Here is a 14,035-nt window from a genome sequence, read left to right on the forward strand (position 1 = left end):
TATTAAAAGCTAAATATCAAAAACACTATTAAAGCCATTCAACAGCTAGAACCATTCAACAGCGCGGTCATACCAAGTATCAGCACGGTCTTCATCACCTTCACTTTGCTCGCTGCTACCTTCTGCACCATCAGACTCAACAGCTTCACCATTTGGAATTTCTAAACCTTCGCGGCGACTTTGTTGATTGATATCACCTTGCTGGTTCTGAAACTGTGTCTGTTCACGAGCGCGATCTTGCTGATACAGGCTCAGCGCACAACTGCTGGCTTCTTCTGGTAGGTGAGCTGACATTACTGGTAGGTAGCGAGCGTTAGCACAGCGCTCATTAGACAGTTTGCCTGAGTTGTTCTCTAGCCATAACCACTCGATACCTTCTGGCTCTGGTAGAGCAACTGGAGTCAGTTTTAGGCGTTTCATATAATCTACCCAAACTGGTAAGGCGCCAGTACCACCACTCAAACCAATCGGTTTATTATCATCACGGCCAACCCAAACGACACTCACATAGTTACCACTATAGCCTGCAAACCAAGCATCGCGGTAGTCGTTTGTCGTCCCCGTTTTTCCGGCTAAGTTTAAATTGCTGCCGAGCGATTGTGCACGTCTGGCTGTACCATTTGAGACGACTTGCTGTAATGCATAGTTGGTCAAAAAGTTGGTCTCAGGTGGAATGCTACGCTGAGTGTTAAGCCCAGTACGCTGTAAAATACGGCCGCGATCATCAATGACCGTACGGATACTATGAATAGGAGTGCGGAAGCCACCAGTGGCAAAGACTTGATAAATACCAAGCATATCCATCGGACTCAAATTAACCGAGCCTAGTAACGCTGATGGGTAAGGTGGGATTTTTTCTTTGATACCCATGCGCTGTAATTGCTTAGCAAAGGTATTAACGCCGAACTCCATACCTAAACGTACTGCTGCTTGGTTGTAGGATTGAGACAATGCCGTGGTAAATGGTACATAACCATGATCACGATTGTCGTAGTTTTTAGGGTTCCAGTCAGTACCGTCGTTTAGATTGACCGTAATAGGGGAGTCATCTACTGAACTGGCCAAGTTATAACGACCGCTCTCAAGTGCAGTCATATAAATGATAGGCTTTAGCAGTGAGCCGACTTGGCGTTTGGCGTCGACCGCGCGGTTAAACCCTGTAAATTCACTACCACTACCTACGACAGATACTAGCTCGCCAGTCTCAGGGTTGGCACTCACCAATGCCCCTTGTAAATCTTTAGTTTTGCTACTATTGCGACGTAGCTCACCAAGTTTTCTATCAACGGCTTTGTCTGCGGCCAATTGAGCGATAGGGTCTAGAGTACTGATAATAATCAGACCTTCGTTCTTGAGGTCGTCAGAATAATAAACGGTATTTAGCTCACGTTTGACAATATCTAAGAAGTCAGGGAACTGGCTTTTGCCTTCAGCAGGCTTATCCACGATGCCAAGCGGTTGCTTTAAGGCTTTGTCGTAGTCTTCCTGGCTCAGTGTGCCCATGGTCAGCATGTTGTTAAGTACCACGTCACGGCGTGCTTTTGAGTCATTTGGATTGCGACGTGGGTTATAGATACTTGGACCTTTTGCCATACCAACCAGCATCGCTTGCTGATCTAAGCGCAGCTCATTAAGAGGTTTGTCAAAATAAAACTGTGATGCCAAACCAAAACCATTGATAGAGCGATTGCCATTTTGACCCAGATAAATCTCATTCAAATAGGTCTGTAAAATTTCATCTTTGCTGTAGTGCAGCTCAAGTAGCACGGCCATCAATGCTTCATTGGCTTTACGTTTGATAGTGCGATCTGAGTTGAGATAAAAGTTTTTGATCAGCTGCTGGGTGATGGTCGAGCCACCTTGTCTGGCACCACCAGTAAAGTTATTGATTACGGCACGGGCGATACCACGTACCGATACCCCTTTATGCTCATAAAACGCGCGATCTTCGGTAGCGATAAGGGCATCAATTAACGGCTGAGGCACTTCGTCCAAAGACACAACCATCCGATCTTCATTGCTGTTGGGATAGATCCCACCGATATTGACAGGCTCTAAACGAATGATGCCGCTTTTGGCAGGCAGAGTACTTTGAATAGACTCTACTTTATTGCCAGAAATCGTCATTTTGATGACTTGCTCGGCATCTTTATCATTGGCGCTATAAGTAAAGCCGCGAGTGTGAATAAAGTAAGTATTACCTGTCCGATGATAGGTGCCCGTGCGATCATAAGCCTTGTTGCTTTGATAATTGAGCAACTCTAGCCATGTCTTCATCGTATCTCTATCGACATTGGCACCTTGATACAGCTCAAGCGGCTGCGAATACACTTTGGCTGGAATGTCCCAGCGCTTGCCCTCAAACTTATGAGTAATGGTGCGATCAAGTTTGATCAAATACAGCGCCAACAGCACCATGCCTGCGATGATGATAATTAATAGCAGACTACTAAAGACCAAGCCGCGCTGCTGCGAGGGTAGCGTGTGCATAGCAGACTTAGATGACGCTGATAACTTGGTATTTGGTAACTTGTAATTAGGTTTTTGCACGGATGTCGCACCATTTTTGGATAAAAAACTGCCTCATAATGACGCAAATTGACAAATTTTTCAATCTATCATCGTCAACGCAGGCATTTATTGGTCGTAGACCATGAGCGATGGTACTGCTCATAGCGATGGCTTATAGTATAATCCCTATTAAAATACCGATACTTGTAATAAAGCGTCAGTCACTTTCAATCTGGTAAATAAACGCCATATAAGATAACAATTTACGATTGTCCTCACGATGTATTTTGTATGAATTCGCTGTTGCTAATTGTTTGCTATTAGCCGTTTGTTATTAATATTATGCTACTAGCGGTAGTGATATTTGTGTGATTAAAAACGGCTGTATTGCATGACGTACAGTACAGTCAATACGAGCAAGTTTGCTTTAAATGAATGCATTTTGAGCAAGCCTGTCAAAGGAAGTAAGCGCGACTATGTCTAGTATCCCATCATCAGTATCATCTGCTACCAATCACTCTTATGAAGACACTTCTATCATCGAAGGCTTAGTGCTTCCGCTGGCTGATCACTGTTTCCACTGCGGCGATCCCGTACCTCAGCCACCGTTTTATGCTGAGATATTAGGTCAGTCACGAGAGATGTGTTGTATGGGCTGTCAGTTAGCTGCCCAAAGCATAGTAGAGGCTGGTCTTGAGCAGTATTATCTTGACCGATCGGAAATTAACCGTACGGCAAGTTTGCCAACTCAGCTGACGCGTCTTGAGGTCTACGATCATGACGAGATAAAATCACAATTCGTTTACGCGCAAGATGGCATGTCAGTAGCAGAGCTGTCTGTTAATAACTTACGCTGTGCTGCCTGTACTTGGCTGATTGAGTCGCGTCTCGATGAGCTAGAGGGTATTGGTAAATGTCAGGTGAATTTGACCAACCAACGTATGCGGGTCATTTGGGATGAAAACAAATTACCCATCAGTCGTATTCTAGCGGTCATCAATGAAATCGGCTACGAAGCCAAGCCTTATCGCCAAGATACTCATGAAGCCATGCTGGCACGTCATAATAATCAAATGCTATTGCGTCTCGGCATCGCTGCACTAGGTTCGATGCAAGCGATGATGTATGCCGTTGCGCTTTATTTTGGCGAGTATAGCGACATGTTGATATTCCAGCGTGACTTTTTGCGTTGGGTATCTTTGTTTGTGAGTACGCCTGTATTTTTCTATGCTGGTATTCCTTTTTTTACCTCTGCATGGTCAGCAATTCGTGCGCGCCAAGTCAATATGGATGTGCCTGTTAGTCTTGCCTTGATTATCACCTTCTTTGCCAGTCTCTACGCTACCATCACTGGGCAAGGGGAGACATACTATGACTCGGTCAGTATGTTTATTTTCTTTTTGCTGGCAGGGCGTTATATCGAGCATAACGCACGTCTAAAAGCCGCGACTATGGCTAATGATTTAGTCGTAGTTGAGCCAGTATTGGTACAAAAAATCGCTGAAGACAAAGCAGCTGCCGAGCGTATTTTACAACTGCTGAAAGAAAATGAATATCAACAAAGTGAAGCTATCGAAGATGAGGCTCAGAAGGATTCAGGTATGGCGGCTGAAGTCATGCCTGATTTTATGCAGCGTATGGATGCTAATGTTCATACGCTCACATCGCTTATCGCTCAAGATTGGCAGCAGTCACGCAACCAACAGAATGCGCAATCACAACCCGAAGGCGATATAGAGTCAAAGCAAATGGTCACCGCTCATAGTTTACAAGTGGGTGATATTATTTTGGTTGAGGCAGGTTCAGAGATTATCAGTGATGGTATCTTGCTAAGTTCTACTGCAACGGTGTCACAAAGTCTACTGACGGGTGAAGGTGATTTAATTATCAAGACCCAAGGGGATTATATTGTCGGCGGTGCACAAAACGATAGCCAGCCGTTTGAGATGCTGGTCACAGCGCTGCCAAAAGACAGCCAGATAGGTTTAATTGATAGGTTGATGAACCGCGCCATGAGTGAAAAGCCTAAACTGGCACAGCAAGCGGACAAGCTAGCACGTTGGTTTGTGGCGCGTATTCTAGTGCTATCAGTTTTAGTGTTTGTTGGTTGGTATATCGTTGATCCAAGCCAAGCCATTTGGGCAACGGTGGCAGTATTGGTCGCCACTTGTCCTTGTGCATTGTCATTGGCCACGCCGATTGCCTTGACCGTCTCTACCAATCGTCTGGCCAGCTATGGTTTTTTGACGACGCGTGGACATACATTACAAACGCTAGCTGAAATCACGCATGTTGCTTTTGATAAGACGGGTACGCTGACTTATGGTAAGCCAAATTTATTAAATATTGAGTTAATCACACCAAAAAGCCAGACCGAATCTGATGTTTTATCCTCAACGGCGCAAAAAAATACGCTATTGGCAATTGCAGCTGCACTAGAAGTAGGGAGTCGTCATCCAATTGCCCACGCATTACTGACGGCAGCCTATCAGTTACACCTGCCATCGACACAAGCCGTACAACATTACCCAGCAGGCGGTGTAGAAGCAATGATTGATGGCACTGTATATCGAATCGGTCACAAAGACTTTGCATTAGATAGAACAAATGACAGTGCAAATAATGTCTCTGGGAGTAATGATCTAATCATCGATCTAGTAGCGCAACGAGCCAGCTCAGCAGTAGTATTGTCTTATCAAAATACTGATAGCAAAACATGGCAGGCGCTGGCATGCTTCTATTTCAATGACAAGGTACGTGATAGTGCGCAGTCGATGCTCGATACGCTCAAAGGACTAGGTATCGAGACTGTTATGTTGACAGGTGACCCAAGCCCGCAAGCGCTAGTCATGGCTGAGAACTTGGGAATGCAAGCAGCATACAATGGACTATCACCAACTGATAAGGTCAATCATATCCAGCAGTTGCAAGCTAACGGTGCTGTGGTATTGATGGTGGGTGATGGTATCAATGATGCGCCAGTGCTAGCAGCAGCAGATGTGTCGACCTCGATTGCAGGGGCGGCAGACTTAGCACAAGTATCCAGTGATAGTATTATTTTAAATGGACAAATCGAGGCCATTACTGCGGCTAAACGCATCTCTGATAAGACGGAACGTATTATCAAGCAAAACTTCCGCTGGGCGCTCGCTTACAACAGTATCGTTCTGATACCAGCGGCTTTAGGCTATGTGCCACCATGGCTCGCTGCGATTGGTATGTCGCTCAGCTCATTGTTTGTTGTGTTAAATGCATTGCGCTTAAAACGTGCTTAGTCTTTTTAAGACGTACTTAATTTAAACAAGCCTGTGAAATTTGCCCATAAAAAAACCGCCTTGCATCAAATGGAAGGCGGTTTTTTCTATATAGAGATACTGTTAGGTCGATCTTAAAATTAGTCTTGTAGATAGCTTAGCAGACGCATAAATTCGATATACATCCAGACTAGGGTTGCAAGAATACCAATACTGAACAACCACTCGTAATCTTCAGAAACACCCATCGCAACACCGCGATCAATATTATCGAAATCTAATAGCAAGGTGAAAGAAGCGATAACGATGACAAATAAGCTAAAGCCAATAGCGATAGCGCCACCTTCAAATAGGAACGGCAATGATGAGCCAAACGCTAGAGAAAGTACCCACTGTGCTACATAAACAAGCATAATGGCAATAACCGCTGAGGTCACGATAGAACGGAACTTTTCAGTAACCTTAACTAAACCTGAACGATATAGACCAAGCATAACTGCAGCTGTGACGAAAGTTGCGCACATTGCAGTAACTGGTACTGTTGGATACATTCTCATGAAAAATAATGAGATACCGCCCAAAAATATACCTTCTAACAAGGCGTAAGGCACTGCCAAAGTCTTGGCTTTTTGCGGCTTAAAGGTAATAAAAAGAGCCAGAACAAACGCAGCAATCATGCTACCGAAGGCTGCCATCGTAATAAAACCTTGCGATAAACCTGCCATAAGCGCATAAAAGAAAAAGCCCACACCAGTAATGGCTGATAAACCAAGTAACAAGCTGGTCTTTTGAATTACGCCCTTGACCGTCATTGGATTACCGCCGATCGCAAGTTCTGCGCGACTGACAATAGGATTGGCCATACATAAGTCCTTAATAATAAAATATAAAAATAGTGATGTTAGTTACTTTAGCAAAACCGCTATTATTGTCAACTGTGTTTGCGTGACAACTGCTGCGGTGCAACCTTAGACTGCTCATTGGCTAGCGCATCGGGCTACTGTATCGCTCAATACGCTAATTGGAAAACTGAACAGACAGATTCGGCTAAGTAAAACATTTGATAGCTTTTATATGGGGTCAGTTACGACAGTTAACAACGATAATTCATAAACATGCTAGTCTAAGCGCGCATTTATCGCTATCATTACCTTGTACTTCACCGTTATACCGAGTCGTTTTATGGAAAACTCAGCGCAGTCAGCAAGATTGCCACACTTACATGAATCAGAGCTATTCCACGCTATTAAAAACCCCGCCTTTAGGCGCATTGGTCTAATGGGCCGTGCTGGTAAACGTAGTGTCACTCAAAGCTTGGTACAGATTGCCCAAACCGTCAATGATATGAATTTGACGTTAATAATGGATGTACAAACGGCCAATTTACCAACGCTTGACCTCACAGACATAGAAAGAGTCAAAATCGTCAAACGGGGTTTGATTGGTGAGATTTGTGATTTGGTTATTGTGGTTGGCGGTGATGGTTCGATACTACATGCCGCTGAGGCGTTAGCACGCTACCGTGTACCTGTACTAGGGGTAAACCGTGGTCGTTTAGGATTTTTAGCAGATGTAAAACCTGATGAAGCTGCGTTTAAGTTACGCCAAGTATTGATGGGAGACTATCAACTGGACCATCGGTTTTTATTGACGATGGAGATACGAGAAGGGCGCAAAATTATCCATGAAGACATGGCGCTGAACGACATCGTACTGCATGCTGGTAAATCGGTACATATGATTGATTTTCAGATGAAAATTGATGGACATGACGTTTATAGACAGCATAGTGATGGCTTGATAGCGGCAACACCGACTGGTTCTACTGCTTATGCCTTATCAGGTGGCGGTCCAATCATTCATCCGAGTATGGATGCTATTTGTTTGGTGCCGATGCATCCCCATACGTTATCTAGCAGACCGATTGTGGTCAGCGGTAATAGTGAGGTTTGTATTCGTATCCACGAAGACAATCGTACTCAGCCGATGGTAAGTGCGGACGGTAAGCCAAGCGTGCCACTTGAGCAAGAGCAGCGCCTTCATATTCGTAAGCATCCTGATAAGCTTACTTTGTTGCACCCGCCTGGGTTTGACTTTTATGAGGCCTGCCGTACAAAGCTGCACTGGAACGTACATGCCGAAGAATTCAGTCTTGATGTCGATGATGATATTATAGACGATGAATAAGCGTATCTATTAGACCCAAATATGATACAAAAAATGGTAGTGGAGAGTAGGCAAGATGGATAAACAAACAATACTAGCAAGTCTAACGCCCGAAGTGGTTGATAAATTTCGTATGGCAATTGAGCTAGGTAAATGGCCTGACGGTCGTAAGATTACCGCTGAGCAGCGTGAGACTTGTATGCAAGCTGTGATGGTATGGGAACATGAGCATCTGCCGCCAGCTGAGCGTACAGGTTATATTCATAAACCCGTAAAAGACGATGGTACTGTCGTTGGTGCTGAATGTGACGTTGAGCACGAGCATCACTATCCTAATATGCCGAATCCTAAAGGCGCGGTACAGCCTGTTAAGTTTCGTGATAAATAGATTTATAAATAAGTTGTAATAGTTGTTATAAAAACAATTTTCACAAAAAAGCCACGCTATATAGCGTGGCTTTTTTTACTTTATCAATAATTAAATTATCAGAAATAGCTTAATCATCATAAATGATTAAATAGCAGTCGTATCGACACTAGGACGAACCGTTAGCGGGTTCTTTTGCATCAAAAATCCTTGCCAGCCCCAATGTAAAAAATTACGGATATTGGCATGATCGGTACCGTTAGGCGTTGCTTGTACCTTGGCATAATGCTCGCCAAATAGTTTAAGCGTGTCCAATTGGTTCAAGCCATGGTGCTTAGCAAAACCGAAAATCTTTGCGCTACCTTCGTTCTCACCGGCTGCATTATGTACCATCCCATTTACAAAAGGGGCAGGCGCATAGCGATAAAAATCATCGATAAAGCTGATGACATCATTGAATCCAATGGCTTTTTTGTTCAAACCATTAAGTAATGCCGATACATCTGATTGGCGGATACTCATAAATAAATGACCTCAGAGCAGATTAAAAAAACAATATAATATTTATGTGTGCTCAATGATGATAGTAGCCGTTGAGCGTTCAGCATTATAATTTAGCTAGCTTAGCGATTAAAGTAGTCTTCGTCATCAAATGAAGGCGAAAAGTTGCCTTGCTCAAGATGCTGCATTTGCGACTGTACAGAACGCTCATGCTGAATACGTTGATAAATCTCTTCGCGGTGTACTGCAATATCTTTAGGTGCGTTTACACCGATACGTACTTGATTGCCTTTGACGCCTAGAACCGTCACACTTACTTCGTCGCCAATCATTAGCGTTTCGCCCACGCGGCGTGTCAAAATTAACATGCGTCACACTCCTTATGTCGCATCAACAAATTATTACTCATCAGATTACTTCTCAATTGCAGAACATTACCGCAGCACCAAACATGCAATATAACCATTATCACGATGCCAGATATCGTGCCAATAGCGGTAATGATAGGTAGATTCATTTAGCCCAAATGAAAGCCCCATTATAGGCGGCATAACAGATACTGTCACGGTTTTTCACAAAACTATTAGGTAAATGCTCATTTCAACTATGCTAAAAAATAAAAATAGGACCTAAAAAGATCCTATTTTATTTAAGTACTGTATTTATTTAGATATAATTAATTCAAACGCTATTAATTTAAATGCTGTTTATCTACATACTATATAAAGTCATTAATAGCGGTTAATAGATAACCATCAATCCTAATGCCATATTTTAACAGTTTTTATGTCTTATAGCCCAGCGATTTTGCTTTCACCGTCTTCACGATCTAGGCCAAATGCCGTGTGCAATGACTTAACGGCTTTTTCTAGGTGTTGATCTTGAATTAGGACTGACACTTTGATTTCGCTGGTTGAAATCATTTGGATATTAATATTGTTTTCAGCCAGCGTTTGGAACATAAGGCTAGCAACACCAGCATGTGAGCGCATGCCAACACCAACCAATGAAACTTTAACAACTTCACTGTTGCCTAATATTTCTTTGGCGCCAATTTCATCTTTCACTTCTTCGTTAAGCACTTTTAGCGTCTTATCTAAATCAGTGCGGTTAACCGTAAAAGTAAAGTCAGTAGTACCGTTATCCGAAAGATTTTGTACAATCATATCGATTTCGATATTGGCACGACCAATTGGGCTTAAGATAGCAGAGGCGATACCAGGATGGTCAGGCACGCCGCGTACCAAGATTTTTGCTTCGTCTCTGTTGAACGCGATACCTGAGATGATTGCCTGTTCCATATTGTCTCCTTCGTCTATCGTAATTAGGGTACCAACGTTGTCTTGAAATTCTTGGTCAAAGCTACCGTCTGTGTTTTCATCAAAGCTAGAGAGTACACGCAGCGGCACGCCATATTTACCAGCGAATTCTACTGAGCGAATCTGTAGAATCTTGGAGCCAAGACTTGCCATTTCAAGCATTTCTTCAAACGTAATTTTTTCAAGCTTTTTGGCTTTTGAGGTCACGCGAGGGTCAGTAGTATAGACACCATCGACATCGGTATAAATTTGACACTCGTCAGCGCCTAAGGCCGCGGCAATCGCCACACCTGTGGTATCAGAACCGCCGCGTCCTAATGTGGTCGCGTTGCCTTCTTCATCGATACCTTGGAAACCTGCCACAATAACGATATTGCCAGCATCTAATTGCTCACGTATGTTTTTATCATCGATACTTTCGATACGGGCTTTGTTATGGGCATTGTCGGTCTTAATCGCGACTTGGCGACCAGTCATTGAACGGGCACCGATACCAAGCTCTTTAATCGCCATAGCGAGTAGTGAGATAGAAACCTGCTCACCTGTTGAGACCATCTGATCGTATTCGCGAGGATCAGGCTGCGTGCTAATTTGGCGAGCTAGATCAATCAAACGGTTGGTTTCGCCGCTCATGGCTGAGACCACGACGACCACTTGATGACCGTTGTCATGCCAGCGTTTGACTCGTTTGGCGACGTTTTTGATGCGGTCGATACTGCCCATCGAGGTGCCGCCGTATTTCTGTACTATTAACGCCATAAAAATCTACCTATTTATTCAATAATGACTTTTTATTGTCATTGATGAGAGTCAATGTGATACTCGCCAATGCTTGTATAGATAAAGCCAGATGATAAGAGTTATGCCTTTAGGTGTTTCGTTCTTCTAATGGTATCTATCAACCTTATGGAATGAACAATATGCCCAAACGTTGACCTTTATACCATATCTACCGTATAACTTTAAGCCTCAGGAGCGCTTAGATATATGGCGATTGGTTATAGTAGTTATAACCAATCATGTATTCTATGCGTAGTAGAGTAAAGCTATACAGTAAATATAAGGTACATTGTGAGACGCTATGCCAATATATTCGCGAATTTAACATTCACTAGCTTAGCTAAGCTGGGTTTCAATCCAAGCAGGTAGAGCGCTGATAACCGCTGTACTGTTGCCAGACTTCGGTGCACCGCCTTGAGCGTAGTCAGGCTTACCGCCACCTTTACCACCAAGCTCACCTGCCAAATGACGAATAATATCACCAGCCTTCACTTTGGCAGTAACAGATTTTGCGACGCTCGCTGCGAGTGCTAATTGGTCATCTTTATCACCAATCAATACAATCACGCTATCAGGCAGTTTTGATTTGATATCGTCCATCAGTGTACGGATAGATTTACCATCGATACCGCTTAAGGTGCTGATAAGAACTGGCGTACCTGCGATCGTTTGTACATCATCAAGCAAATTGGCTGCTTGAGCGCTGGCTATTTTTTGTTGCAAACGCTCTAGTTGTTTTTCTAGGTCACGTTGCTTATCAGCCATCGTACGGACACGCTGCGCCACTTCAGGACGTTTTACTTTTAGCTGACTTGCCAATTCACTTAGCTGTTGCTCGCTTTGCTGGATGTTTTTGACCGCGTTCATGCCAGTGACGGCTTCAACTCGGCGGATGCCAGCCGCAATACCAGACTCACTGGTGATTTTTAGCACACCAATATCGCCCGTACGCTGTACGTGCAAGCCACCACATAGCTCGATAGAAAAAGGCTTGCGCTGACCATCAACGATACGATCTGTACCCATGGTTAGGACTCGAACGTCACTGCCGTACTTTTCGCCAAACAGTGCCATAGCGCCTTGGTTCATCGCTTCGTCAATCGACATGTGCTCGATACGGGCAGGGGTGTTGGCTTGAATTTGCTCATTAACGAGACGTTCGACACGCATGATTTCAGCGGCGCTGACAGGTTTGTCGTAAGCAAAGTCAAAACGTAACACTTCGCTTGAGACTAGTGAACCTTTTTGCGTGACCGCATCGCCCAGCACTTCTCTTAGCGCTGCATGCAATAGGTGAGTGGCTGAGTGGTTTTTGGCACTGGCTGCACGAATGCTAGACAGTACTTGCGCTTCAGCGGTTTGCTTAGTACTGATATTGCCCATGGTCACGACACCATAATGGATAATCGCCTGACCAGATTTTTTGGTATCTTGTACTTCAAAAACGCCAGATGCCGTACGGATTTCACCAAGCTCACCAACTTGACCACCACCTTCAGCATAAAATGGGGTGCGATCCAATACCACAACGCCTTCCATGCCTTCTGTTAAGCTGTCTGCTGGGTTGCCGTCTTGATAAAGTGCGTCAATAGTCACACCGTCTTCTTCAAGCTGCTCATAGCCGATAAATGTCGTTGGCGTTTCTACTTGGATAACGCTGCTGTAATCGACGTCAAACTTACCAGCATCACGCGCACGCTCACGTTGTGCCTGCATATGCTCATCAAATTCGGCTTCATCAATAGCGATACCACGCTCACGAGTGATATCGGCGGTCAAATCAAGTGGGAAACCATAGGTATCATAAAGCTTAAATGCCGCTTCACCAGATAGCGTATCGCCATCTTGTAAGCCTTCAAGTTCGCTGGCAAGTAAACGTAAGCCTTGGGCCAATGTTTTAGCAAACTGTGCTTCTTCTTTTTGAATAGCACTTTCGATGACGCTTTGTTTGTCCTTTAGCTCAGGATAGGCACTGCCCATTTCAGCGACAAGCGGCGCTACCATCTTATAGAAAAACTCACTATCAGCGCCAAGCTTGTTGCCATGACGTACTGCGCGACGAATGACACGGCGCAACACATAGCCACGACCTTCATTACTTGGCGTAACACCATCAGCAATCAAAAACGCCACGGCACGAATATGGTCGGCGATGACTTTCAATGATGATTGTTGCTCGTTGCTGATCTCTAAGATGTCAGCTGCTGCATCCATTAAATAGACGAACAAATCGATCTCGTAGTTGCCATGAACGCCTTGCATGATGGCACTAATACGCTCAAGACCCATGCCTGTATCGACACTTGGTGCAGGGAGTGGTAACAGCGTGCCGTCTTTTTGACGATTGAACTGCATGAATACGCAGTTCCAAATCTCAATATAGCGATCGCCGTCTTCTTCTGGCGTACCTGGCAAACCGCCTTCGATATCGGCACCATGGTCATAAAAGACCTCGGTGCAAGGGCCACAAGGACCAGTGTCACCCATCGTCCAAAAGTTATCAGAAGCGTAAGGAGCACCTTTGTTATCGCCAATACGAATGATGCGCTCACTCGGAATGCCGATGTTTTTATTCCAAATCTCAAAGGCTTCGTCATCAGTCTCATAGATAGTGACGTAGAGACGATTTTTATCAATCGCTAACCACTGATCTGAGGTCAAAAATTCCCAGATATACTCGATGCCTGCTTGTTTAAAGTAATCACCAAATGAGAAATTACCAAGCATTTCAAAGAAAGTATGATGACGGGCAGTATAGCCGACATTATCCAAATCATTATGTTTGCCGCCAGCACGTACGCACTTTTGCGAGGTTACCGCACGTGTATAGTCACGTGGTTCCATACCCAAAAAGGTCTCTTTAAACTGATTCATACCGGCATTGGTAAATAGCAATGTCGGGTCATTGTGTGGAATCAAGCTAGACGATGAAACTTGGGTGTGCTGCTTGCTTATGAAAAAATCGATAAAGGCTTGGCGAATATCGGCTGAGCGAAATGGCTGGCTCACAGCGGCTCCTTACTGACGGATAGAATTGAGTAAATGACATAAAATAATTTTGCAAGCGATTTTAGCACAAACGCCCAAGCTCTTGGTACAAGAGTTATAACTACTAGGTTATTATACGTATGCTAGTC

General features: G+C 44.1%; 8 protein-coding genes and 1 pseudogene. 3 read left to right on the forward strand and 6 right to left on the reverse strand.

Going from position 1 to position 14,035, the window contains the following annotated elements; translation table 11 throughout:
• Positions 1 to 45: 45 nt before the first annotated feature.
• Complete coding sequence (gene mrcB, locus SJY28_RS07695) at positions 46 to 2,550, reverse strand: penicillin-binding protein 1B (RefSeq protein ID WP_379544001.1); 2,505 nt, start codon at positions 2,548 to 2,550, stop codon at positions 46 to 48.
• 437 nt (positions 2,551 to 2,987) lie between these two features.
• Here mrcB and SJY28_RS07700 point away from each other — a divergent pair, with 437 nt between their 5' ends.
• Entirely contained in the window at positions 2,988 to 5,786 is a 2,799-nt protein-coding gene (locus tag SJY28_RS07700; protein WP_379544002.1) for a heavy metal translocating P-type ATPase, read from the forward strand.
• Positions 5,787 to 5,905: 119 nt separating this feature from the next.
• Here SJY28_RS07700 and SJY28_RS07705 read toward each other — a convergent pair whose 3' ends face one another.
• Positions 5,906 to 6,628, reverse strand: a complete 723-nt coding sequence (locus SJY28_RS07705) for a Bax inhibitor-1/YccA family protein (RefSeq protein ID WP_057759239.1) — start codon at positions 6,626 to 6,628, stop codon at positions 5,906 to 5,908.
• 319 nt (positions 6,629 to 6,947) lie between these two features.
• Here SJY28_RS07705 and SJY28_RS07710 point away from each other — a divergent pair, with 319 nt between their 5' ends.
• Both SJY28_RS07710 and SJY28_RS07715 read left to right on the forward strand, forming a co-directional pair.
• Complete coding sequence (locus tag SJY28_RS07710; protein ID WP_179798759.1) at positions 6,948 to 7,952, forward strand: NAD(+) kinase; 1,005 nt, start codon at positions 6,948 to 6,950, stop codon at positions 7,950 to 7,952.
• Between the two features lie 55 nt (positions 7,953 to 8,007).
• On the forward strand, positions 8,008 to 8,319 hold the full coding sequence (locus tag SJY28_RS07715; RefSeq protein WP_102094259.1) for a YeaC family protein: 312 nt from the start codon (positions 8,008 to 8,010) through the stop codon (positions 8,317 to 8,319).
• A 126-nt stretch (positions 8,320 to 8,445) separates the two neighbouring features.
• Here SJY28_RS07715 and SJY28_RS07720 read toward each other — a convergent pair whose 3' ends face one another.
• From SJY28_RS07720 to alaS, 4 genes and pseudogenes are all read right to left on the reverse strand, one after another.
• Complete coding sequence (locus SJY28_RS07720) at positions 8,446 to 8,820, reverse strand: HopJ type III effector protein (RefSeq protein ID WP_057759243.1); 375 nt, start codon at positions 8,818 to 8,820, stop codon at positions 8,446 to 8,448.
• A gap of 179 nt (positions 8,821 to 8,999) precedes the next feature.
• A pseudogene (csrA, locus tag SJY28_RS07725) lies at positions 9,000 to 9,167 on the reverse strand (carbon storage regulator CsrA); the annotation flags it as partial.
• Positions 9,168 to 9,590: 423 nt separating this feature from the next.
• Positions 9,591 to 10,877, reverse strand: a complete 1,287-nt coding sequence (locus SJY28_RS07730) for an aspartate kinase (protein WP_057759246.1) — start codon at positions 10,875 to 10,877, stop codon at positions 9,591 to 9,593.
• Positions 10,878 to 11,234: 357 nt separating this feature from the next.
• Positions 11,235 to 13,907 carry an alanine--tRNA ligase gene (alaS, locus tag SJY28_RS07735; RefSeq protein ID WP_379544003.1) on the reverse strand — a complete coding sequence of 891 codons (2,673 nt, stop codon included), beginning with the start codon at positions 13,905 to 13,907 and terminating at the stop codon, positions 11,235 to 11,237.
• Positions 13,908 to 14,035: the final 128 nt, after the last annotated feature.

This window comes from Psychrobacter sp. R86515 (assembly GCF_042466315.1).
GTDB lineage: Bacteria > Pseudomonadota > Gammaproteobacteria > Pseudomonadales > Moraxellaceae > Psychrobacter.

What these genes read in the sequence shown, in the direction of transcription:
- SJY28_RS07715 (WP_102094259.1), top strand. Translation starts at nt 8,008, where the DNA reads ATGGATAAACAAACAATACTAGCAAGTCTAACGCCCGAAGTGGTTGAT.
- SJY28_RS07720 (WP_057759243.1), bottom strand. Translation starts at nt 8,820, where the DNA reads ATGAGTATCCGCCAATCAGATGTATCGGCATTACTTAATGGTTTGAAC.
- SJY28_RS07705 (WP_057759239.1), bottom strand. Translation starts at nt 6,628, where the DNA reads ATGGCCAATCCTATTGTCAGTCGCGCAGAACTTGCGATCGGCGGTAAT.
- SJY28_RS07730 (WP_057759246.1), bottom strand. Translation starts at nt 10,877, where the DNA reads ATGGCGTTAATAGTACAGAAATACGGCGGCACCTCGATGGGCAGTATC.
- SJY28_RS07710 (WP_179798759.1), top strand. Translation starts at nt 6,948, where the DNA reads ATGGAAAACTCAGCGCAGTCAGCAAGATTGCCACACTTACATGAATCA.
- SJY28_RS07700 (WP_379544002.1), top strand. Translation starts at nt 2,988, where the DNA reads ATGTCTAGTATCCCATCATCAGTATCATCTGCTACCAATCACTCTTAT.